Raw genomic sequence first — 23,914 nt, 5'->3', positions numbered from 1 at the left:
TTCTTAAACTCATGAATTATTTTTCAGCTAATTTGCACTATTAGCGCCTTCTTTATTTGTATTGGATCATATGAAACATAACCTTGAGGTGAGCGCAAATGCTCGCCGAACTCAGTATTTCCAAGTATTCTTAATGGGCGTCAGCGCCTTTATTATGAATACCACCGAATTTGTCCCCGTTGCCCTATTAAGTGACATCGCCCAAGATTTTTCCATCACTACGGCTGAGACCGGCTGGATGTTGACACTGTATGCGTGGATTGTCGCGGCCATGTCATTGCCATTGATGCTACTTACCAGCCGCTTTGAGCGTAAAAGCTTACTTTTGGGCTTGTTTGTGGTTTTTATTGCCAGCCATGTGTTATCCGTATTTGCTTGGAGCTTTGATGTATTGCTGATTAGCCGCGTGGGTATTGCGCTATCGCATGCGATATTTTGGTCCATCACCGCAGCGATTGCGATTCGCGTAGCACCAGAAGGCAAAAAAGCACTGGCGCTTAGCGTACTTGCGACCGGTACTTCATTGGCGATGGTGCTTGGCGTGCCACTAGGGCGCTTAGTCGGTCAATGGTTTGGTTGGCGGGCAACCTTTGGCGGTATTGGCGTGATTGCTTTTATCGTCTTTATCTTGCAAGCCAGGCTATTGCCAACGCTACCCAGTATGTTTGAAGGCTCGTTTAGAAAGATTCCAGAATTGCTCAAAAACCCCTTATTGGTCTGTTTGTATCTACTCATTTTACTGGTCTTTACCGCGCACTATACCGCTTATTCTTATATCGAACCCTTTATGCGGCAGGTTGGCGCTATTAGTGAAAACGCCGCGACGGTTGTCTTGCTATTATTTGGGGTGGCAGGGATTGCCGGCAGTGTGATATTCAGTCGTTGGGGTGATCGTTTTAATACCAGATTGATGCTGATATCGATCATATTAATGCTGATATCTATGCTGGTGCTCTTATTTGCCGTGACTTCTATCTGGGCGCTGAGTTTCATTGCGTTACTGTGGGGCGCGGCGCTAATGCTGCTGATTATCTCCATGCAAGCCAAAGTCATCATGGTTGATGTCACAGCGCAAGATATGCTGATGTCGATGTTCTCAGGGATTATTAATTTAGGAATTGGCGCCGGTGCGCTGTTTGGTGGTTATGCAGTGACCCATATTTCCATATCAAGTGTGGGCTATGTCGGCGCCGCTATCGCCAGTGTGTCGCTGCTCTTGATGTTATTTATGATAAAGCGCTTTCCTGAATTAAGCAGAAGACTTGGTTAGCTAAAAACTTGATAATAAATAAGCATAAAAAATGCCAGCCACTTAAATGGGCTGGCATTTTGCTTTCTCATTCATTTAAAAATAAGAAATAAGCCACCCATTTAAAAATTCACTTTACCGCGCAAGGCTTTGGTTTTACCGCGCTGGGTCTTTTGATCCACGCGTTTACGCTTGGCATTTCTGCTAGGTTTAGTCGGCTTTCTGGTTTGATTGACATGAGTGGCTTTTATAATAAAGCTTTGCAGCCGCTCCAAGGCATCTATCTTATTGCGCTCTTGCGTACGAAACTGCTGCGCTTTAAGCACAAACACGCCTTCTTTGGTGATTCGGCTGTCTTTACTGTCTAATAAACGCTGCTTATGCACATCACTCAGGCTTGAGGCATGGATATCAAAACGCAAATGAATCGCAGACGAGACTTTATTGACGTTTTGCCCGCCTGCCCCTTGCGCGCGTATGGCGCTAATATCTACTTCACTGTCATTCAGGCTAATGGTATTACTAATAAAAATCATAGAGCTCTTTTTAAATCATAAATAAGTATGATGCATAATAAACCATTATTTGCTCCCCTTCTACTTCGTCAATAAATAACCTAATAGCTGGCGACAACGCTCAATCACTGGCGCGTCTACCATTTGACCATCTATCTCAAACACTGCCTGTCCACTGCGCTCATACTCTTCGACCACACGCTGAGCAAATGACAATGCTTTGTCAGTCGGCTTTAATGCCTGCTGGACGACAGCTACTTGTTTGGGATGAATACACAGCATTCCTGACATACCCATCTGTGACCATAAACTTACTCGGGCGCTTAGTCCTATCTCATCATTAAAATCAGGATAAACAGTATCAATCGGTGGGGACAATTGGTGCACTTTTGAAGTCAGAATAAATTGATAGCGGATTTGATTGGCGATGACATCCGCAGCAGGCGTACCTACTTGTACCCGCAAATCATTGCATAAATCTAAAAACCCATAACTAAACGCGGCTAACCCAACTGCTTTTGCCATACTATCGAGTTGATACAATCCAATGGCATTCTCAATCAAGGCAATTACAGAAAAATTAGTAAGCTGGTGCACGCTCTCAATATCTGATGCTTGTTCAGCTTTGGCTAACAACACACCAGCCAAATTAGGCATTTTCTGACAAAGCACGATGTCTTTAAAAAACTCTCCGCCCCCTGCTTTATTAATACGTAGCCAAATCGGCTGATAATCTGCACTGTCATGATATTGTTGTAACGCTGCACGGGCTTGGTCTTTATCCTCTAGAGCCACAGCATCTTCTAAATCTAAAATGACAGCATCTGCATTACTGGCAAAGGCTTTGGCTACTCTATCAATGCGAGTCGCTGGCACGAATAGCCATGTTTTATTTTGAGAGATTATATTTATTTTATGATTGGTCACTGAATTCATGCTTGATTCCCATATTATTCAAGTAGCTGTTAATACCTTTATTATGCCACTATATCGCTGATCCCCATTCAAAATTAGCGATTCACCCTATAGCACAAAACTAAGGCTACTTAGATATTCAATCAAAAAAAATCAAAAAAACCGCATGAAAATTAATCTCATGCAGTTCTTAATAGTCATGCTTTCTTTAACTGGTATTCTAAGTCTTCTGACTGGCTAACTAAGCCAACATACCACCATCGACAACGATAGTCGCGCCTGTGGTATAACTTGATGCATCAGACACTAGATACAACACTGTGCCAGCCATCTCGTCAGGATTCGCAACACGTCCTAGTGGAATAGCATGTAGCGCCATTTTTAAGACTTTATCATTGGTCGTCAAGGCAGAGGCAAACTTGGTATCTGTTAAACCTGGCAACAACGCATTGACGCGGATATTGAGTGGGCCACATTCTTTGGCAAAAGCTTTAGTCATGCTAATGACCGCTGCTTTGGTGATTGAGTAGATGCCTTGCTTGTCGCCTGCAACCAAGCCATTGACCGATGCGGTATTTAAAATCACGCCGCCGCCCTGCTCGCGCATCATTTTGCCAGCTGCCGTCGACATAAAGAAGTAACCACGAATGTTTACCTCAACCGTCTTATCGAAAGCGGCTAAATCCGTATCTAAGATATGGCCGTAGTATGGGTTGGCTGCGGCGTTATTGACCAAGATATCGATTTGACCAAACTCGCTTTTAATATGTTCAAAAATCGCATCAATCTGTGCCATCTCGCCCACGTGGCAAGCAAAGGCACTGGCTTTGTGACCATCTGCGATGATGCTATCAGCAACTGCTTGGCAAGCATCGATTTTGCGGCTTGAGACGATTACATGTGCGCCTCTGGATGCCAATAAACGAGCAATAGATTCGCCAATACCGCGGCTTGCGCCAGTAACCAAAGCGACCTTACCGGTTAAATCAAATAAATCTTTCATCATTGTTCCTTATATTTTGAATTAGCTATTCAGTTTTCAATTTTTTATCGTAACCACTTAATAAATTATAGTCGAAAAACTGCAAATCCATTACAAGGCAGCTGAGCGTAGATAGTACGCATAGTACATCGAGCGAGGCTAACATCGTAATGATTTAGCAGTTATTTGACTATTAAGCCAACATGCCACCATCAAGGGTAAACGCATGACCATTCATAAAACTGCTTTCATCACTAGCCAGCCAAGCAATCGCGCCTGACACTTCGTTAACGTCTCCCAAACGGCGCATTGGACTGGCCTTAACCGTTGCTTGCTGCGTACGCTCATCCATCGTTGCCATGGTATTGCGTACCATTGGCGTATCGATGAAGCTTGGGCAGACCGCGTTAAAACGAATATTGGCGCGCGCGTACTCATGGGCAGCAGACTTGGTTAGACCCATAACACCATGTTTAGCCGCGCTATAGGCTGAGATCATCGGTGCTGAACGCAGACCAGCAATAGACGCTACGTTAATCACATGACCACCACCATTAGGTAGCATACAGTTGACGGCAGCACGCATACAGTGCCAAACACCTTTTAAATTCACGGCGATATTGCGATCAAAGTCATCATCGCTTAGCTCATGCATGGGCGAAGGCTTATGGTCGATACCAGCATTGTTTACCACCACATCTAGACCGCCAAGCGTTTCTACTGCGAAGTCGAACAACGCACGTACTTCATCACCGCTGGTCACATCTACTTTTTTGAAGACGACACTGTCACCAGCATCTTGAGCTTGCTTGGCAACCGCAGCACCCATCTCTTCTGCTAAATCGCCTATGACGACTTTCGCACCGCGACTTGCCAGTAATAGCGCGCTAGCCGCACCGATGCCAGAGGCGCCGCCCGTGATTAAAATTCGTTTACCCGTTACATCTGATGCAATTCCGTTTGTATTCAGTGTCATGATCTATCCCTCTACCTTAAGTACTAGTTTGCCGAAGTTTTCACCGTTAAAGAGCATCATTAAGGTATCTGGGAACGTCTCGATGCCTTCAACGATATGGTCTTTTACTTTCATATCACCTGACTGAATCCAGCCAGCGATGTCTTTCATGGCGACTGGATATTCTTTGAGATTATCGAATACCACGATGCCTTCCATGCGGGCACGATTGACCAATAATGATAAATAGTTCGATGGGCCTTTGACTTCTGTGGTGTTGTTATACTGACTAATCGCACCGCAAATGACGATACGCGCATGCAGGTTTATTTGTGTGAGCACGTCATTCAGGATATCACCGCCTACGTTGTCAAAATACACATCGACGCCATCAGGACAGGTTTTTTTCAATGCTTTTTTCACATCTTCGTTTTTGTAGTCAATCGTTGCATCGAACCCAAGCTCATCGACTAAGAATTTACATTTCTCAGCACCGCCTGCGATACCGACAACACGGCAGCCTTTAATCTTGGCGATTTGACCAACCAAACTACCGACAGCGCCAGCAGCGCCAGAGACAACAACGGTCTCGCCCGCTTTTGGCTGACCTGTTTTTAGCAGACCAAAATACCCTGTCATACCCGGCATACCGAGTACACCCAAGTAATAAGACAATGGTGCAAGTTTTGGATCAACTTTATACAGATTGGCGCCATCACTGACGGCATAGGATTGCACGCCATCGTGACCTGCGACATAGTCACCAACGGCAAACTTCTCATGCTTACTTTCTATCACTTCGCCTACCGTACCAGCGCGCATGACGTCACCAATCTGTACCGGTGCAATATAAGATTTGGCATCGTTCAACCAACCACGCATCGCCGGATCGATAGAGATATATTCAACCTTAATCAGTAGCTGACCATCGGTGATCGTCGGGATTTTTTTCTCGGTATAATCCCAAGTCTCAGCACTAGGCTCGCCTACCGGTCTTGCTTTTAAGCGCCATTGTTTATTTATCGTTGTCATGTCTCTTTCCTTAGAGTTGTTTTTAGAACCAGTCCGCTTGCATATCCGTGCAAACCGAGTTGGTATTGGTTAATAATTCGATGTCGCGTTTGATTAATGGTAATTCCCAATCGATGAAGTATTTGGCCGCTTGTATCTTGCCTTTGTAGAAATTCTGCTGCTCAATATCTTGGGTAGTGCTCAGTAGCTTCTCGGCTTTACTGGCTTGGCGAATCCAAATCCAGCTCAGTATAATTGAGGCAAAAATATTCATCAGTGCTTGAGCATTACCTGTTAGCGTTAATGCTTCCTCTGTCTGTAATACTTTGCTTAAATGAACTAATACTTCATGTAGCTGACCCATATAAGGCATCAGTTTACCCGCCAATTGAGCGCTCTCAGGTGTAGTGATGCTTTCCAAATCTTGTGTGATTTCACGCTTTAGGATTTGAATGCCCAGACCGCCTTTTTGCCATAACTTACGGAATGACAAATCTAGCGCCTGCACACCATTTGTGCCTTCATGAATAGGATTTAGACGATTGTCACGCCAAAACTGCTCGGCTTGATACTCACGCGTATAGCCTGCCCCGCCCAATACTTGGATACCCAAATCATTGGCTTTCGGCCCATACTCAGACGGCCATGCTTTTAGTACTGGGGTAAGCAAATCTAATAGCTCTGTTAGCTCATTTTTTAGCGTTTCGTCTTCACAAGTGTTGATACGGTCGATTAGGTTTGAACCATATAGACATAATGAAATGCCACCTTCAGAGTAGGCCTTTTGCGCGAGCAGCATTCGCTTGACATCGCCATGTTGAATAATGGCAGTCGCTGCATCTTCAGGCTTATTGTTTGGTGCGATGCGACCTTGGGTACGATCTTTGGCGTAATCTAGCGAATACTGATAGCCACGATAGCCAATCATCGCTGCACCAAAACCAACAGCGATACGTGCCTCATTCATCATCTTAAACATATAGCGCAAGCCAAAGTGCTCTTCGCCAATTAGATAGCCATAACACTCGCCGTCATCACCAAAGCTCAATGCCGTCGACGTCGTGCCTCTATAGCCCAGCTTATGAATGAGTCCTGTTAAATGTACGTCATTGCGCTCGCCCACCGATGCATCCTCGTTTAAGCGATACTTGGGCACGGCGAATAAAGAGATACCTTTGACCCCACCTTGACCACCTGGCACTTTGGCCAATACGAGATGGACGATATTGTCAGACAGTTCGTGATCGCCGCCTGAGATATAAATTTTGCTGCCTTTGACGCGGTATGAGCCATCATCTTGTTTTACTGCAGTGGTTTTGATATCAGCAAGTGACGAACCTGCATGTGGCTCTGTTAATGCCATCGTTCCGGTGAACTCACCTGTCAGCATTCGCGGCATAAAGGCAGTTTTAATTTCATCACTAGCAAAATGCGAGATGACATTAATTGCAGCAGTGGTCAAAAATGGATAAGCAGTGGTTGAGGGATTGGCAGCCATAAAATAACCTGCCACGGCTGTCATCACTGTCTCAGGCAACTGCATTCCGCCATCTTCAAAACTATAACGACCTGCGATAAACCCTGACTTACGGAATGCATCAAAAGCGACTTTTACATCACTTATCATGCTGACTTTTTTGCCATCAAACTGTGGCTCATTCTTGTCTGCTACGTGGTTATGCGGCAAAAATAACTGGGTCGCAATTTTATTGGCCGTATCCAGTACTGCGTCAAACGTTTCGCGGCTATGCTCTGCAAACTTAGCATGCTTGGTTAAATTTTCAGTGCCCAATACATCATATAATTGGAACGGTAACTCAAAGTCATTGATAAGCGTATCTGCTGCCATAGTATTCTCGTTAACTGATTAAATTTGGTTATCAATCGATATTAAGCTAATTTAACGTCTTACCGTATTGTCATTTATGACATAATTATGGTCAAATATGACATAAATAGCGTTTATATTTCGAGAGTTCAGATAAAAATTTGATATTTTCGGTTTTAGAATTAAAAGAAGGATAGACACCTATGCCCTATTTCAAACCGTTTAAAGTCATCATTATCGGATTCGATGGTGTGCTCGGTAGCGCATTGACAGGCGCATTAGATTTATTTTCATTTACGGGTGTCAGTTGGCAGCGATTTTTAGATGAGCCAGTAGAACCACGGTTCAACGTGCAGATAGCAAGCGTTGGTGGCGTAGATATCAGATGTAGCAACCGCTTAATCATGCAAGCACACTGCGATATCCATGACGTGGCGGAATGCGACTTGCTATTGATTCCGACGATTGGTGATTCAATCGATAAGGTGCTGAGCCGAAATGCAGCGTTGATACCCCATCTAACGCGGTTGGCAGACACCAAGTCAGATATAGCCAGCAATTGTAGCGGTGCTTTCTTTTTGGCAAAGGCAGGATTATTAGATAACAGAATCGCTACTACGCACTGGGGTTACGCCAGTAAATTCAAGGCGGATTTTCCGCTCGTTGATTTACAAGAAAACCAGTTTGTCACTCATTCAAAGAGCAAGTCAGACAGCCAGTCGGGTAATATATTTTGTGCAGCGGGTGGTAGTGCTTTTTTTGACTTAGGACTGTTATTGATAGAGCGCTACTGCGGACGTGAGATTTCTACTCAAGTAGCCAAAACCCAAATTATTGATAGCAAGAGAGGCAGTCAAAACAGCTATACCAATGTGACCTTGCACAAACCCCATTCAGACCAACTGATCAAGCAGGTACAAGAATTCATTGAGGAAAATTTTTATCAGACTATTCAGGTGAGCGGATTGGCTGCCATGGTCAATATCACCCCGCGGACATTGAACAGGCGCTTTCAATCTGCTGTTGCTATGCGCCCGATTGAGTATATTCAAGCCGTCAGAATTGAGCAGGCAAAACGCCTGCTAGAGTTAGGCGATGTGACCATAAAATCGCTTGCCGAGCAAGTTGGCTATGATGATATCTCCTCGTTTACACGCCTATTCAAACGTGCGACAGAGCTAACTCCCAAAGAATATCAAGATAAATTTTCGCGATTAGCGATTTAGTCATGGCAATGCATAGTAGTTAGAGATTAGTGCTTAATGTTTAGTGTTTAGCCTTTAAGTATTTTGCCATAACCCTTCGACATGGATAGCTTCTGCTTTAATGGTTGGATAATCGGTAAATACTAGCTGATACCCGCCATCGGTATTAGGTGTTAGCTGACAAGTTACTCCGAGTGGAAAGCTGTGTTTTTGTCCAATATGACCAAAGCGCATGCCGCTATAAATGGGTAATCCGGTCAATTTATGCAGCTGGCGAATGACTGTCGCGACATCATAACGCTTGTCATAACTGTCCTCTCCTGTACCAGACAATGCCCCAAATACAATCGCTTGTTGATTTTTAAAGACACCTGCCAGATACAAATCATATAGCATGCGCTCGATACGATAAGGTTGCTCGCCCACGTCTTCCAAAAAAACAATGCCGCCATCAATGCGCGGTAAATACTCGCTACCTGCCAGCGCTGACACCACGCTTAGATTACCACCCCATATAGTGCCCGTTATATTTTTTGGCTCAGTACTTGTCAAAATACTCGGTAAATTTGGACTGGTTAAGGTAGCGTCTGATATATCAATAACCAGATTAGGATTGGTTAGTGCTTCAACAAACTGTCGACAGCTGACTTGATCAGGGACAGTTTTTCCAAATTCACTATAGAGCATCGGTGCTGCAAGCGAACTCATATCACCTTTTGCCAATAATGCGCACTGAATAGCAGTCACATCACTAAAGCCCGCCAGTATCGTGCCGCGCTCCTGCATAATCCGTCCTAGCGTCAACCAATCAATCATCGGTAATATGCGCATTGCACCATAGCCGCCGCGCACGCCGAGTAACAATTTTGGGGCGGCTATTGCACCAGTAGCGAGGTTTTGTAAATCACTGGCTCGCTGCGAATCCGTACCAGCAAAACGCAGATACTGCCGATTGGTAATCGTAGGATTATTTACTTTGAAACCTGCACAGGCCATACGCTCCAATGCCAATTGATTGCGGTCATCGCTACCGCCCACATTAGAGCTGGCAAAAAGCCGCGTTTCAATCGTTGGCGTGATACAGCGTGTTTGCGTGAGTGACGGCTGTGATGATGAACGCTCATCCAATAACGCGGTTGGCAAATCATCCTTGGTGAGCTGCCGACTATTATTAGGGTCGATAGGGCTGGCGGCAAATACTTGAGAAATACTATGGGTCGCCAATGCCGCAGTACCCGCACTGACACCTACTCGACGCAAAAACTGCCGACGACTTAGCCCAGATGGCGTTTCAACCGTTGCATGACCATTTTTGTTTCTATCATCTGTTAATAACTGACTCTTAAAAACCATCTCTCTCTGCCACCTTATCATTTTTATTTTGATATATTTTTGCATCATCTTTATTTTTGCAGTCTACTTGCTTAAACCACACAGCAGCATATTGTAAACGCTTTTTTGGCTATGGTAGTTGCCCAACCCTTACCACTATTTAATTTTTCGCCATGTTACACCAAAAACCTAGCACTATTGGCACATTCCGCGACTTTGTTGTAGTATGAGAATACCGATTTCGGTTAAATAAGGATAATAATAATGGCTGAGAAAGCGATTTATAAACAGAAAAAAGAGGACATATTGGATACCGATTTAGAGTACCTCATCAACGAAGAAGAAAAACTGCAAGAAAAGCTAAAAGACAGTAGCCATCTTGAGCGTTTTGCCAAAGATTTGATATTATTCATGAGCTTGATTAAAGATTATTATCAAGGAAACTATCGCGATATTCCCTACAAGACCATTTCAGCAGGTGTGGTTGGACTGCTCTATACTCTCAACCCAATCGATATCATTCCAGATTTCATACCCTTTATCGGTCATATTGACGATGCGCTAGTACTCACCTTTTGCTTGAAGTTGGTCGAAAAAGATTTGCAAAAATATCAAACTTGGAAGAAAAAACAAACCGCTATCAAAACCGCTACCGACTTAAAGAAAAACAAGTAACTTTGTACAAGCTATCATCCTGAAATGATCGTTATAAAAAATAATCGTTATAAAAAGCCACGACTGACAATCAATGTATCAGCCGTGGCTTTTTTATTCATTAATAGCAATTATTTATGTGAGTTAATCTGGAACATCATAACGCGCTTTTTCTGGATTGAGACCGAACGAATAGACAAAGGTTGCAACGAGGCTATTGATAATAATAAACGGCAAATCGATAGCAGCATGCCCAAGCGCATAGCGACCAATCAGCCACGAGACAATCAGCATAATAATAAAGAAACCGCCTAAGTACGCCAAAATTGCAGGATGCTTTAGATTATAAGGTTGCTCAGGTTCAGGCTTCTTATCAAGTACATAGGTTCTGATTGCCCAACCCGCTGCATAAGAAAATCCGCCCAATACCACGTAACTAAAAAAATTCATATTGCTTAACTCTAATGACATATGGTTTATAGCAAAACACTCTTTAAAATAACACTACCGATCATAAATTCTGTTTATGAGCCATGCTTTTTTAGAGGCTCTCATTAACATTATCAATCACAATATTGGCATGTGGATTGGCTAAAATATCGGTATTAACATCATCACACTCGACACGATAGATGGTATTGGCACCGCGATAAATATAGGATAAATATTCACTATCTAAGAGTGGATCGATATTGGCATAGACAGGCTTAACATGAGCCAGTACTAGCACTCGATCAGGACGCCCAATGACCGCATCGACATTGTCAGGGTCAATAGAGAAAAACTGCGGAATTTCGCTATTTTCAATCACTTCTAGAGGCTCAGCGTCATCCCAAACGCGCTTCGCACTTGCCGGCTCTTTCATCTGCATCACCCACGAGCCATCCTGTTGACTGATTTTTATTTGGGCAGGCTCGTCATGACTAACCGTGTAACAACCTTCAAAAACCGATAAGTCTGTCGCCGCTTCGACCAGTCCGGTATCAGCTTGAATGTTGCTATCGTTGCAAGCACTTAAAAATAGCGCGCTGCTCACCGCTATGCCGACTGGTAAGCACATCAGCCTTTTATAAAAAATGTTTGAGCGTAAGGACATAATAGGGTTATCCTGCATTCATGCATTAAACTTTTATGAAAATTGTCTTTAAAAAAACTATCTTTAAACAGTGATGACGACAATCTTAATATTAACGTGATTTTCTAGGGCATTTTTTCATCAACTATTGGCACTGTCGAATGATTTGCGCTACTAATTGACGCCAGCAAACTGCTGTTTTTTCTGCTGCGTAGTCAATACCGTTTGATACTATGTCGCAACACAGCTCATTTTAACAGAAAATAGCAAGGTTACTATTGTGATCTGTGCTTTTGGCGACTTTGTGCATTACGATTGCCCACATCAACGATAGATTTGTTATACTCATTCCCAAAATATCACGGAAGCGCTGGTGTAAAAACAACGCTAGCAAAATCCCTCCAACCCTCCCTATGTTTATCAATTTTTAGGTCAATAATTTTTTATGTCAGACAATCGCACCTCAGCGCAGCCATTCAACACCAGTAACGCGATGAATCCGTTGGCCGCCAAATTAAACACCACCGTGGCCTATACGGATGGTGCCTGTAAAGGCAATCCAGGCGCTGGTGGCTGGGGCGCACACCTCATTTTTAGTGATGGACGTACACAAGATTTGTACGGCGGTGATAAAGAGACGACCAATAATCGCATGGAGTTGATGGGCGCGATACAAGCATTGACCCATAGCCCGCATGAGCACAACCTCGAGATTTGGACAGACTCAAGCTATGTCAAAAAAGGCATCACCGAATGGATAGAGGGTTGGAAAAAAAGAGGCTGGAAAACGGCAAGTAAAAAACCTGTCGCCAATCAAGACCTTTGGCAGCAATTAGACAAGCTATGCCAGCAGCGCGATGTTGACTGGCACTGGGTAAAAGGTCACGCAGGACATGCAGGCAATGAAAAAGCGGACGAGCTGGCAAACTTGGGCGTGACGTCCAGCAGTGAAGAATTATCGAGCATAGAGCCGCAAGCCACAGCTAAAAAAAAAGGGCAAATAATGCCTAATACAGCGCAAAATGCTGCTCACGATGACTGGCTAAGTTTCGATCCACTGGGTCTGGACATGACAGATGATGAGCTTGACGAAGATGTCATAGACACTGATAACGATACAAACCCTGCCGATGATATGATGAGTAAAGATGCTGTAATAGAAGCCGATCGCTATCAGCATAATGCTAGCAAACCAATGAGTAAAATAGAGATGCCGGAAACCCAAACGTCTATGACTGATGCAACGATAAATGATCATGTGCCTGCTACCGTTACTGGCATAGAAGAAGCTAATACACCAAAATTTGACGGCGACACCAGCCGTGCCAATCCGTATTTCATACCGCTGCTACCCAAACCTATCCATCGTCATGAGTCTGATCGCCAGCTTATTATGGATACTGAAACCACAGGTCTTGATCCGTTAAAAGGCGACCGTATTATCGAAGTCGGTATCGTGGAGATGATCGGGCGTAAATTTACGGGTGAAAAGCTCCACGTTTATATCAATCCACAGCGCGGCATGGATGATGAAGTCATTCGTATCCATGGTATTTCTGAGGCATTTTTGACCGACAAGCCTACCTTTGATCAAGTTGCTCAGTCGCTCTATGATTTTATGGACGGCGCAGAAATCATCGCTCATAACGCCACCTTTGATATGAACTTCTTAAACATGGAGTTTGCCAAAGTTGGTATGAACGACTTTGCCGAGCGCGTACAAGTGACTGACTCGCTGGTCATGGCAAAGCAGCAGTATCCTGGGCAAAAAAACACCCTAGATGCTTTAGTGCGTCGCCTAAATGTGGGAAAGCAAGATCGTACTTTTCATGGCGCCTTACTTGATTCAGAGATTTTAGCAGAAGTTTATCTAGCGATGACAGGTGGGCAGGTTACACTCGCCATCGAAGAAGACACGCAAACAGATGGCGGGCAGACAGCCCACGCCAGTTTTGCCAATTTAGCGTCTTTATTGCTAGAATCCTCTATGGATGAAAATACCAACCAAGAGTGGTATGCCGCGCTCGCAGAAGCGTATCCTGAGTTAAAAGCCAATATGTAGTCGCCGTATAAGCTGATGATATCAATCTTTGAGCAATAACATTTGTATAATATAGGCTTGATTATTGTTATATTAAGCGTTAAAACGTTACCAGCAAGTGCTTTTTCGATCATCATTTAAACCATCGCCATTCTCATCAGTACATTATGGAAAAACACCTATGAACCAGTCTGCGCAAATGAAGTTAACGGCCCCAACGCTTAGTGTTACTGATTTCAATCTACCATCGCTACATTTGTTGCATGATGAGATCATCGTAACCTTAAAAGATACTGAGATTCATCTGAGTGAATTTAATGATGATAATAGTCAAGCCCCTTTATTATTAGATTCTATCACTGTGCTAAAGCAGCTGTCTTGCATCTTTGAGCTGATATCTTTGGTTGGTGCAGAGGCTTTGAATACCGCTATTGTCAATAGTTTACAGCGCCTCTATGATAATGGTGATAATAACGATACCAGCTTGATTATGGACTTATCAGAAGCCATTATGACACTGGATCGCTATATCGAGTTTGTACTTTTGACAGAGTCGGTAGAGCCAACCTTGTTACTGCCTGTTATCAATAAACTCAATGCTCACGGGCAAGAAACCCCTATCACAGCAGACTATTTTGCAGCTTTTGGTAGCAGTAGTGTCATCATTGCCAACCCTGAACAAAACTTCCAACCACTTGACGAGCTTAACCTAGACACTGAACTACTAACTTATGCTTATCGTAGTGGTCTTGGAGTCGCTCTGCTCAATCAAGATGGCAACGTTAGCCCAGACGATCAGCAGAAACTTGACGCCATGAGTGCAGCATGTGCTTTGATAGCATCGAACACCAGCAGTCTATTTTGGCAAGCGGCCACCGCAGCTGTCACTGACATTGCCACGATATTACCGTTAAACCTGAGTCAAAAACACACACTGATTTATTTAGAGCAGCAATTCCAAAGCTACTTGCCTGTGATGGACAAACGGTTTGCTGATTTGGTCAGTTTTGCTTGCCAGCGTGACAGTGATGCAGCGCAACGACTGCGTGAGCAATACGCCAGCAACCACTTGGAAAGCGCGCAACTTGAACAAATGAAGCGTTTCTTATTCGGTCCTAATCGCGCCCTGACCGATACGCTGAACACCATCATTCAGACCCAAATTAATACCATCAAAGAAAATGTGGATAGTTACGCACGTGGTGATTCATTGAACCCTGTCGATATGCAAACCGCGCAGATTATCGAAGAGCTAACAGAATTGCGCTCAGCGTTACGCTTGCTTGGTTTATCAAATGCAGCCAATAGTCTCAGCGTAGCAGCAGAAGCTGTTAGTCATTGGCAAACGCCCTCGCCTGATGATTTCGATCACTTGCTGTTGGCATTAATGCATGCTGAAAACGCCACCATTGCAATGGCAGAAATGCACACACCAGGGGCCATCTATTTGCCACTGAATAACCCACATATCTCTTTACATCAGCTCAATACGGCTAATGATACTTTGATACAAGAAAGTCGTTCCGCTATTGCCAGTGCAGAACAAGCCATTAACGATTATCTGGCTGAGCCAGAGCGCGATATGCTCAATATCCAGAACATACCTGAGATGATGCGCCAAGTGGCAGGGGCTGTGCGCTTCTTACAGCTACCAACACCTGCCAGCATGCTCAGTCAATTGGCCAATTATCTTCAGCAACGTATCGAAGGTGGACAACGTATTGAAGACAATACGCTTGCCTGTATCGCTGATGTCATTATGGCCGTCGATCATCATCTAGATGGTTTTGAGCATAATCGCCCAGTCAGCAAACAAGCACTAGATGTGGGACAGCAGAGCTTGAGTCATTTACTCGCAGCCTAATTTCTATCACGCTTAAGCACTAAAATGATATTTAAATGGCGGCTTTGCTGCCATAGCCCTTCATTTATATATAGTCGATTCCATATAAGCTAGATACAAGCAAGGTGATTGAAAGCACTACAAAAAATAGTAGTGCTGAGCGAGCCTGACTGACACCGTATCCGAATGATATAGGATTGACTTTACTTCAATTAAAAAAAGTCTGTATCAACACTGATGCGTACTGACCGTAACCGGTTTGGAATTTTACCTATGACCAGCGCTTTTGTATTTAGTGATGATACTGTTTTATGCCGCCAGCTACCTAATGGATGGTGGCCAGTGCAGCTTGAATTACCCCCATCCGCTACACATTCAGACGAGGAGACCCAGCTTGCTTATCAAGTTGGTCATGTCACGCTACTCGAAAGCCTAGCACCGCGTCACTGGTCGCCTGATGTCAAGCATACTAACGCGAGTGTAGATACTCTGAAGTATGCCGATATTTTAGAAAGTTCCGATACTCTAGAAAGTGCCGACAGTTCGATTAATACTCCCCACACCTTTACTGCGCAAGCGGCTAGCGCCATTACTTATGACTATGCAATTGCACATCATATTGCACTGCCCATCATTGCTGAGGGCAGCGGCAATGCGTTTGTTCCTTATCGCCAGCTGATTACTCAGTTGCCCGCGGCTTTGTCCGATCAGCTTAGCCAAGCGATACAGTTATTGCGCTGGCAAACAGATACACAGTTTTGTAGTCGCTGTGCTGCCCCAACCATTCATGCCAAACGAGATGAGCGTGCGATGGTCTGTCCAGTGTGCCGATTGCGCCAATACCCACGTGTACAACCCTGTGTCATTACGGCTATTACTCGCCCGAATCCGCAAACTGGTGAAATGCAGATTTTGCTAGCCCATCATCATCGTTATGGACAGCAAAAAACAGCACCTCATTTATTACAGTCTCCACAACCGTTACTATACGGTTTGATTGCAGGCTTTGTAGAAGTGGGTGAAAGCCTAGAACACGCGGTGGTGCGTGAAGTGGCAGAAGAGGTAAATATCAGCCTATCAGATATTCGTTACGTCAGCAGTCAGCCATGGCCATTTCCGTCTAATTTAATGCTAGGCTTTCGCGCGTCTTATGCAGCTGGCGAAATTGTTATCCAAGAAGATGAGCTGTCGCACGCCGATTTTTTTGATCTGTCAAATTTACCAAAAATACCCTCAAAAGGTAGCATTGCTTACGAGCTGATCGCACAAATTGCCAATGAGCAAGGTATTTTGCTTTAATCTATAATATCAATGCAGCATTTATCAATATCGTTATTATCCTATTATTCTAATGTCAGCGCTCAGAGCACACTTAGCACTTAGCACTTAGCACTTAGCACTTAGCACTGATATTAAGGTTTTAAAGCATATGCAAAGCACCACTAGTAAAAATAGCACCCACATCCGTCTCACCAATTTGCCAATCTTGTTCGACACTTTGGATATAGAGCGCTTACCTGCGGACATACAAGCGAAAATCTCATATATTGATGCTTGTCTACCGCAAACACAATGTGGACTTTGCGAGCACCCAGACGGCTGCTTGCCCTATGCCGCCGCTATCGTGCTTGACAATGAGCCATACAATAAATGTGTACCCGGTGGTCAACCCGTTACCAAGGCCATTGCTCAAATTATTAATATAGACAGTCATGAAGCGATACTTAGCGCGGCGCCTTCTCAGTGGCCAATAGATGCGACCTCTGAACGTCCGACTGAGGTACGTGCGGTGATTCGTGAAGATGATTGTATCGGCTGCACCAAATGTATACCTGCCTGCCCAGTCGATGCTATTGTCGGTACTGGTAAGCACATGCATACTATCTTTACGGATTTATGCACCGGCTGCGAGCTTTGCATCGCTCCTTGTCCAGTCGACTGCATCGATTTGGTCACTGTTGAACGGGAGCTGTCTAGCTCTGAACGTACCACAGAGCAAGAAGATTTAAGACAGCGCTATCATACTCATTTAAGACGCGTCACCGAGCAGCTGGCTGATAGTAGCAATAGTAGACCTGTGGTCAGCATGATTGAAGCAAAACTGAACAATGCCGCTAGTCAATCGTTGAATATCAGCGAAGCGCAGGCAAAAAACACCATTGCCGCAGCGAAGCTTCGTAGTAAAATTAAAAAGCTAGAAAAGCAGCTAAGTGTCCGTCCAAATGAGAGCAAACAAGTAGAGCTTGACGCATTGCAAGTGGAGTTAAGTCAGCTTTAACAGCGTAATTATCATTCGTTAGACAGTCTACCCAACATCGCTAAAATAAATTTATCCCGATATCTTGTATCAGTTATTAACTATCAATAGCCAAAAAATAGTAAGAATACTATGAGTAAAACCGTCAAACATAAAACTGCTGATACCCCGCCATCGAGACGAATGCCCAATCGTGACGTGCGTCCATTTTTTGAGAAACTGGCAGCGACGATTGATGAGCCAGTTACGGAATTGAATTATAAGAGTAATTTTGAGCTGCTGATCGCGGTCATCTTATCTGCGCAGGCGACGGATGTGAGCGTCAATATTGCTACCAAGCAATTATATCCCGTAGCAAATACACCTGAAGCAATCTTGGCATTGGGTGAAGACGGTCTAAAATCTTATATCAAAAATATTGGCTTATACAATGCCAAAGCCAAAAACGTCATCAAAACTTGCCGAGACTTAATTGAGAAATTTAATAGCACCGTCCCTGATAACCGCAAAGATTTAGAATCACTCGCTGGCGTTGGGCGCAAAACTGCCAATGTGGTGTTAAATACTGCCTTTGGTCAGCCAACCATGGCGGTCGATACCCATATCTTTCGGGTGGGTAATCGTACGGGACTTGCCACTGGCAAGAACGTCTTGATCGTTGAAAATAAGCTGGTCGAGCGTATCCCAGATGACTTCATCGTAGATGCGCATCATTATCTTATTTTACACGGGCGCTATACCTGCCAAGCCCGTACACCCAAATGCGGGGCGTGTCCTGTTTATGACGAATGTATGTTTAAAGACAAAGCCAAGTTTTTGGAGCTATAATTTTTAGAACGATCGCTTTTAGAACGATAACTGCTCTAGGGCGTGTCCTCAATTCAATCGATTACTTTCTAAATGGGCTAAAAATAGCTAAATTTTGCCAAACATCGTCAAATAGCTTCTTAATATCTCGATATTATGTGCGCTATTTTCCTTGTTTGACGGCAATTTATCTCATTTTTATCACCATTTTTAAAATGAGGACACGCCCTAGTTATAAAAGGTTTAATTTATCTACTTTATATGCAAAAAGCATGAATAGCGTGGTTAAAAAGGCAGTAGACGCCCACTTACTTTTGTAAACATTATTTAAAAATCAGGAAGCCATATGCAGACACTGACCGCGCTATTATTCGATGATTTTGAGACTTTAGATCTATTTGGACCTATCGAGATGTTTGGCTGCTTACCTGAGCATTATCGTCTGCAATTTGCCTCCTTAAACGGCGGCATTATCCATAGTAAGCTTGGCGTTGCGATGCAAACAGTCGCTGTCACCGAGTTAGCGCATCAGACTGATATTTTATTGATAGTTGGCGGTATGGGTACTCGCCAGCAAATCAATCACCGACCATTTTTGCAGACGTTAACAATCTTGGTTGACCATGCTGATTGGGTACTTAGCGTTTGTACGGGTAGCGCATTGTTGGCTAAGGCTGGCGTCTTAGATGGCAAGCGCGCAACGTCTAATAAACTGTCATGGCAATGGGTGATAGCGCAGTCTGACAAAGTCCATTGGGCAGAGCAAGCACGCTGGGTTGTTGATGGCAAATTTTATACATCCTCAGGTGTCAGTGCAGGTATGGACATGGCGCTTGGCTTTATCGCCGATAGACATGACATCGATACAGCGCGCCAGATCGCTCACTATACTGAATATCGCTGGCAAGAAAATAGCGAGATTGATGACTTTTACCATGGTTAATCCATGCCTAGTTACTTCTTAGTATTATCCATCGCTAGAGTTTTACCTCGATACACGGTAAAATGTGCTAATTTTTTTATTCGTTTTCGCCTTTTATTTTTATATACATTTAATAATGACTGAGTTCGTAGAATACAGTCCCTGCAATTAAGCGATCCCATTATGCGTGAATACAACTTATTTACCTCAGAATCTGTGAGCGAAGGTCATCCTGATAAAATGGCTGACCAAATATCAGATGCCATCCTTGACGCCATCTTACGTGAAGATTTGCATGCACGCGTGGCATGCGAAACCTTGGTTAAGACAGGTGCTGTGATACTAGCGGGTGAAGTCACCACGACGGCAAATATCGACGTTGAGCGTATCGTGCGTGATACTGTAAACGGTATTGGTTACCACCACTCAGACTTAGGCTTTGATGGCGAAACATGCGCGGTCATCAATATGCTCGGCAAACAATCTCCTGAAATCGCTCAAGGTGTCGATCGTAGCGACCCTGAAGAGCAAGGCGCAGGTGACCAAGGTCTTATGTTTGGCTATGCCAGCAATGAAACTGATGTCTTGATGCCAGCCCCTATCGAATTTGCTCATCGCTTGATGGAACGCCAATCTGAGCTGCGCCGCGCAGGCGAGTTGCCATGGTTACGTCCAGATGCCAAGGCGCAAGTGACGTTAAGATATGATGGTAGCAAGCCTGTTGCCATTGATGCCGTGGTGCTATCAACGCAACACGATCCAAGTATCTCGCAAAAAGATCTGCAAGAAGCCATAATGGAATCTATCATCAAACAAGTATTGCCTGCTGAATTATTGCATGCTGGCACGCGCTATCATATCAATCCAACGGGTAAGTTTGTGATTGGCGGTCCTGTTGGTGATGCTGGATTGACAGGTCGTAAAATTATTGTTGATACTTATGGCGGTATGGCGCGTCATGGCGGCGGTGCATTCAGTGGTAAAGATCCATCAAAAGTAGATCGCAGTGCTGCGTACGCCGTGCGTTATGTAGCTAAGAATATCGTCGCTGCAGGACTTGCTGAGCGCTGTGAAATACAGGTCAGCTATGCCATTGGTGTCGCTGAGCCAACCTCTATCTCGGTCAATACTTTTGGTACGAATAAAATCAGCAATGATGAAATCATCCGTCTGATTCGCACCCATTTTGACCTGCGCCCTTATGGCATTACCCGTATGCTAAATTTATTACAACCAATGTATCAGCAAACGGCGACTTTTGGTCATTTTGGTCGTCCTGGCTCTGAAACTGCTTTTACGTGGGAAAAAACAGACAAAGCTGAGATCTTAAAAGCAGACGCTGGTTTGTAAAAATATCACGTTGCACCCCTTACAAACCTTCTTTATAAATTTAAAATTACCGACACTTATTAGGAGTCGCTTATGTCTCAAGACAATATGCAAGACAGCAACATTCAAGAAAGCAATGTTGACGCTAACATTGAGATTACCCCTGAAATGCAGGCATTTTATCAACGTGCTGATGCCATCATTGGTATCGCAAACAGTCAGTTGGGTTCTGAAGCGCATTCAGGACAAGTAGGTGCATCACTACTTTATGCAGCCGCACGTTATAGCGCATCTGTCGCTTCTATCGGCTTTGTCAAAGGCGATGACTTTGCCAAAGAAAAAGATGATATCGTTGAATTTTATGTCAAACAGTATCGCCAAATGCTGAGCGACAACCTGACTGATTATGCGCAGAACTTTGATAAATATGTTCAGCTTAATCAAGATGACAAAGCAGCCAAATAGTTCTATAGCCTTTAGCTGGCATTTATAAAACGGCTGGTATAGTCAGTTCAATTTAAAAGTAGTACAAGGCAACCGAGTGTAGATGTATATTTAATACTTCAAGCGAGGTTAACGCAGTAATATTTTTAAATTGAACTGACTATAGTGATGCTCAAACCCAAGCTTAATCATAGGCTTGGGTTTTTTATTAATCATGATTTGGTAGATGACTGCTGATAAATAGGCTACTATCAATTAAAACCACCTTGTTCATCACATGGTTGCAACCAGCTATCGATAACAGGGACTTACCAAACACTATTTATAAGGACATATGATTATGAACCACTTATTCAAATCATGGCGATTATGCCTGTCATTATTAGGGTTATCAGTCACTATTGCCTTAGCTGGCTGTAATAACATCCAAAGCATCGATACGCCTGACACCGCCCCTATTCATAGCACTGGGCACAGCCAACAGAACAGCGACAACCCTTTCATCAAATGCCCACCTTACAACCCTGAGCAAACGATGTGTACCGCGCAATATGATCCTGTGTGTGTCAAAGTAAAAACCAGCTCAGGATTTAGTTATCGCACTGCGGGCAACTCATGTTCGGCATGTGGCACAACGGCAGCAGTAGGTTATGTTAAAGGACAGTGCTCATAACCTTGCTTCATAACTTTGTGTAAATACTTTATATCAAACTAAAAAAGACAGCCAAATCATATAAAAAAGCACCCGCTTAATCATAAGCGGGTGCTTTTTTATTATTTTTCAGATCAATAAAATCTAACCTTCAGGTTTTTCAAGATCAGGTGGGCCTGTCAACAAATCTTCATCACGAAATTCATTGGCTGAATTATGCTCTGCTGACTCTTCGGTGACAAACCACTGCTGGTTGCGATACAGTATCAAACGATCTCGACTCAAGCCGCGTAATAAGGAGTACATCATAACGACTATCACAATCGCAAAAGGGAAACCTGACACAATGGAAGCTGCTTGTAGCGCACTCAATCCACCTGCTGCTAATAGTACGGCAGCGATGACACCCTCTGTACCCGCCCAAAATAGGCGCTGAATTTTCGGTGGATTGGCATCGCCACCTGAGGTCAACATATCAATGACAAAACTGGCAGAATCCGATGACGTGACAAACCAAAGCACAATCATCACTACGATAAGCAAGTTCAAAGCTGACGTAAATGGATAAGATTCCATCAGTTTGAAGATGGCACTGCCAGTATCTGCTTGGACAGCCTCAATCAAGCCAGGACTAATGAGATTGGGATCAGCGGCTGCCATTAATTCCATATTAACGGCTGAACCACCGAAAGCGGTGAACCATAAGAACAAGATGGTGATAGGAATTAATAACACCCCTAATATAAACTCACGAATGGTTCGACCACGAGAGATACGAGCTACGAACACACCGACGAAAGGCGACCAGCTTATCCACCATGCCCAATAGAAAATCGTCCATGATGCCTGCCAGTTTTCTTGACCATCATACGATTCTGTCCAAAGACCTAATGGCACAATTTGATGCAAATAATTGCCAATATTTTCTACAAAGCTATTAAAGATAAACTGGGTCGGGCCTAAAATAATCACAAAGCTGAGCAATATCACAGTAAATAATATATTGGTATCACTTAAGCGCTTAATCCCTTTATCTAGCCCCATAAATAGAGACAGACCTGCCAACATAGTGATTAAGGCAATCAAAATAATTTGCACTGTAATATTATTGGGTATGCCAAATAACGTCTCAAGACCTGAGTTAATTTGCAATACCCCAAGACCTAAAGTGGTCACTACTCCAAACATCGTACCAAATACCGCTAGTGTATCGACCGTATGACCCCAACCACCATAGATCTTTTTGCCCAATATAGGATATAGTGTCGAACGGATGGCCAGCGGTAAGCCCACTCGGTAATGGAAATAAGCCAATGACAACGCGACCATGCCATAGAGCGCCCACACATGCAAACCATAGTGCAAGAACGAGATATTCATCGCTTGCTTGGCGGCAGCCACTGTTTCAGCTTCTCCTAACGGCGGCGCCATAAAATGGTACAAGGGTTCAGCCGTACCCCAATAGAGCAGACCAATACCGATACCCGCGGAAAATAGCATGCCAATCCAAGATACTAGATTGTATTCTGGTTTCTCATTTTGATGACCAAGCCTGATATCGCCATAACGACTAAATATCATGTAAATACTCATCACCAACGTTAAGTTGACCACCACAATAAAGAACCAGCCAAAACGCAAAGACACGAATGCTTTGGCATGACCAAATAACAATTCTGCTTGCTCATTAAAAAGAGCACCAAAAATAATGAACACAAGAATTAATAACGCTGAAGTTAAAAACACAGGTTTACTTACCCGTGGAAAAGGGCCTAAGCGGCCAACTTTTACATGATCCATTTAGTCATCTCAATTTTTGAAGGGGCTCACCTTAACAAGATACTGCACAACTATCAAATCGAATCAGACACTTTGTAACCTTGCTATTGGTCAACAAA

The 23,914-nt window shown here is 43.8% G+C and carries 22 protein-coding genes; 12 read left to right on the top strand and 10 right to left on the bottom strand.

The features are described from left to right. Nucleotides 1–70: 70 nt before the first annotated feature. Entirely contained in the window at nt 71–1,270 is a 1,200-nt protein-coding gene (locus tag I3252_RS07645) for a sugar transporter (RefSeq protein ID WP_201565330.1), read from the top strand. Between the two features lie 101 nt (nt 1,271–1,371). Here I3252_RS07645 and arfB read toward each other — a convergent pair whose 3' ends face one another. The 6 genes from arfB to I3252_RS07615 form a co-directional block, all read right to left on the bottom strand. Beyond that, a complete protein-coding gene (gene arfB, locus I3252_RS07640) occupies nt 1,372–1,785 on the bottom strand; it encodes an alternative ribosome rescue aminoacyl-tRNA hydrolase ArfB (RefSeq protein ID WP_238034764.1) in 414 nt (137 codons plus the stop codon). Nucleotides 1,786–1,845: 60 nt separating this feature from the next. After that, entirely contained in the window at nt 1,846–2,700 is an 855-nt protein-coding gene (locus I3252_RS07635; protein WP_060491377.1) for a CoA ester lyase, read from the bottom strand. A 220-nt stretch (nt 2,701–2,920) separates the two neighbouring features. Further along, nucleotides 2,921–3,685 (bottom strand): SDR family oxidoreductase, encoded by a 765-nt coding sequence (locus I3252_RS07630; RefSeq protein WP_201554126.1) that lies wholly within the window; start codon nt 3,683–3,685, stop codon nt 2,921–2,923. A 169-nt stretch (nt 3,686–3,854) separates the two neighbouring features. Then, nucleotides 3,855–4,637, bottom strand: a complete 783-nt coding sequence (locus I3252_RS07625) for an SDR family NAD(P)-dependent oxidoreductase (RefSeq protein WP_060491379.1) — start codon at nt 4,635–4,637, stop codon at nt 3,855–3,857. Nucleotides 4,638–4,640: 3 nt separating this feature from the next. Further along, complete coding sequence (locus I3252_RS07620; RefSeq protein ID WP_238034763.1) at nt 4,641–5,648, bottom strand: NADP-dependent oxidoreductase; 1,008 nt, start codon at nt 5,646–5,648, stop codon at nt 4,641–4,643. 22 nt (nt 5,649–5,670) lie between these two features. Continuing rightward, nucleotides 5,671–7,476 carry an acyl-CoA dehydrogenase gene (locus I3252_RS07615; RefSeq protein WP_238034762.1) on the bottom strand — a complete coding sequence of 602 codons (1,806 nt, stop codon included), beginning with the start codon at nt 7,474–7,476 and terminating at the stop codon, nt 5,671–5,673. Nucleotides 7,477–7,658: 182 nt separating this feature from the next. Here I3252_RS07615 and I3252_RS07610 point away from each other — a divergent pair, with 182 nt between their 5' ends. Further along, on the top strand, nt 7,659–8,681 hold the full coding sequence (locus I3252_RS07610) for a helix-turn-helix domain-containing protein (protein ID WP_060491382.1): 1,023 nt from the start codon (nt 7,659–7,661) through the stop codon (nt 8,679–8,681). A gap of 54 nt (nt 8,682–8,735) precedes the next feature. On the opposite strand, the gene I3252_RS07605 is transcribed toward I3252_RS07610, so the two are convergent. Further along, entirely contained in the window at nt 8,736–10,013 is a 1,278-nt protein-coding gene (locus I3252_RS07605; RefSeq protein WP_238034761.1) for an LD-carboxypeptidase, read from the bottom strand. 243 nt (nt 10,014–10,256) lie between these two features. On the opposite strand from I3252_RS07605, the gene I3252_RS07600 reads away from it, so the two are divergent. Next, nucleotides 10,257–10,667 carry a YkvA family protein gene (locus I3252_RS07600; RefSeq protein WP_060491384.1) on the top strand — a complete coding sequence of 137 codons (411 nt, stop codon included), beginning with the start codon at nt 10,257–10,259 and terminating at the stop codon, nt 10,665–10,667. Nucleotides 10,668–10,790: 123 nt separating this feature from the next. On the opposite strand, the gene I3252_RS07595 is transcribed toward I3252_RS07600, so the two are convergent. Together I3252_RS07595 and I3252_RS07590 are read right to left on the bottom strand one after the other, a co-directional pair. After that, nucleotides 10,791–11,096, bottom strand: a complete 306-nt coding sequence (locus tag I3252_RS07595) for a hypothetical protein (protein WP_045445540.1) — start codon at nt 11,094–11,096, stop codon at nt 10,791–10,793. 91 nt (nt 11,097–11,187) lie between these two features. Next, the gene (locus I3252_RS07590; RefSeq protein WP_087945614.1) at nt 11,188–11,742 is read right to left on the bottom strand and encodes a hypothetical protein; all 555 of its coding nucleotides are present in this window, start codon (nt 11,740–11,742) and stop codon (nt 11,188–11,190) included. Between the two features lie 424 nt (nt 11,743–12,166). Here I3252_RS07590 and dnaQ point away from each other — a divergent pair, with 424 nt between their 5' ends. The 9 genes from dnaQ (at nt 12,167) to I3252_RS07545 (ending at nt 22,037) form a co-directional block, all read left to right on the top strand. Beyond that, entirely contained in the window at nt 12,167–13,783 is a 1,617-nt protein-coding gene (gene dnaQ / locus I3252_RS07585) for a DNA polymerase III subunit epsilon (protein WP_238034760.1), read from the top strand. 160 nt (nt 13,784–13,943) lie between these two features. Beyond that, nucleotides 13,944–15,626, top strand: a complete 1,683-nt coding sequence (locus tag I3252_RS07580) for a hypothetical protein (protein WP_238034759.1) — start codon at nt 13,944–13,946, stop codon at nt 15,624–15,626. A gap of 252 nt (nt 15,627–15,878) precedes the next feature. Beyond that, nucleotides 15,879–16,904 carry an NAD(+) diphosphatase gene (nudC, locus tag I3252_RS07575; protein WP_238034758.1) on the top strand — a complete coding sequence of 342 codons (1,026 nt, stop codon included), beginning with the start codon at nt 15,879–15,881 and terminating at the stop codon, nt 16,902–16,904. 130 nt (nt 16,905–17,034) lie between these two features. Beyond that, entirely contained in the window at nt 17,035–17,883 is an 849-nt protein-coding gene (locus I3252_RS07570) for an RnfABCDGE type electron transport complex subunit B (RefSeq protein WP_238034757.1), read from the top strand. Between the two features lie 111 nt (nt 17,884–17,994). Further along, the gene (gene nth, locus I3252_RS07565; protein ID WP_201560714.1) at nt 17,995–18,690 is read left to right on the top strand and encodes an endonuclease III; all 696 of its coding nucleotides are present in this window, start codon (nt 17,995–17,997) and stop codon (nt 18,688–18,690) included. 325 nt (nt 18,691–19,015) lie between these two features. After that, nucleotides 19,016–19,612, top strand: coding sequence for a DJ-1/PfpI family protein (locus I3252_RS07560; RefSeq protein ID WP_238034756.1), 597 nt, complete (start codon nt 19,016–19,018; stop codon nt 19,610–19,612). 162 nt (nt 19,613–19,774) lie between these two features. Next, entirely contained in the window at nt 19,775–20,941 is a 1,167-nt protein-coding gene (metK, locus tag I3252_RS07555; RefSeq protein ID WP_045451444.1) for a methionine adenosyltransferase, read from the top strand. 87 nt (nt 20,942–21,028) lie between these two features. Beyond that, the gene (locus I3252_RS07550; RefSeq protein WP_060492247.1) at nt 21,029–21,385 is read left to right on the top strand and encodes a DUF3144 domain-containing protein; all 357 of its coding nucleotides are present in this window, start codon (nt 21,029–21,031) and stop codon (nt 21,383–21,385) included. Nucleotides 21,386–21,704: 319 nt separating this feature from the next. After that, on the top strand, nt 21,705–22,037 hold the full coding sequence (locus I3252_RS07545; protein ID WP_060491391.1) for a hypothetical protein: 333 nt from the start codon (nt 21,705–21,707) through the stop codon (nt 22,035–22,037). Between the two features lie 123 nt (nt 22,038–22,160). On the opposite strand, the gene I3252_RS07540 is transcribed toward I3252_RS07545, so the two are convergent. Continuing rightward, a complete protein-coding gene (locus I3252_RS07540; RefSeq protein ID WP_201614135.1) occupies nt 22,161–23,816 on the bottom strand; it encodes a BCCT family transporter in 1,656 nt (551 codons plus the stop codon). Nucleotides 23,817–23,914: the final 98 nt, after the last annotated feature.

The organism is Psychrobacter sp. Ps4, assembly GCF_022129285.1.
GTDB lineage: Bacteria > Pseudomonadota > Gammaproteobacteria > Pseudomonadales > Moraxellaceae > Psychrobacter > Psychrobacter immobilis_A.
The sequence above is the reverse complement of the archived record's forward strand: the minus strand, read 5'-3'. Positions and strand labels throughout refer to the sequence as shown.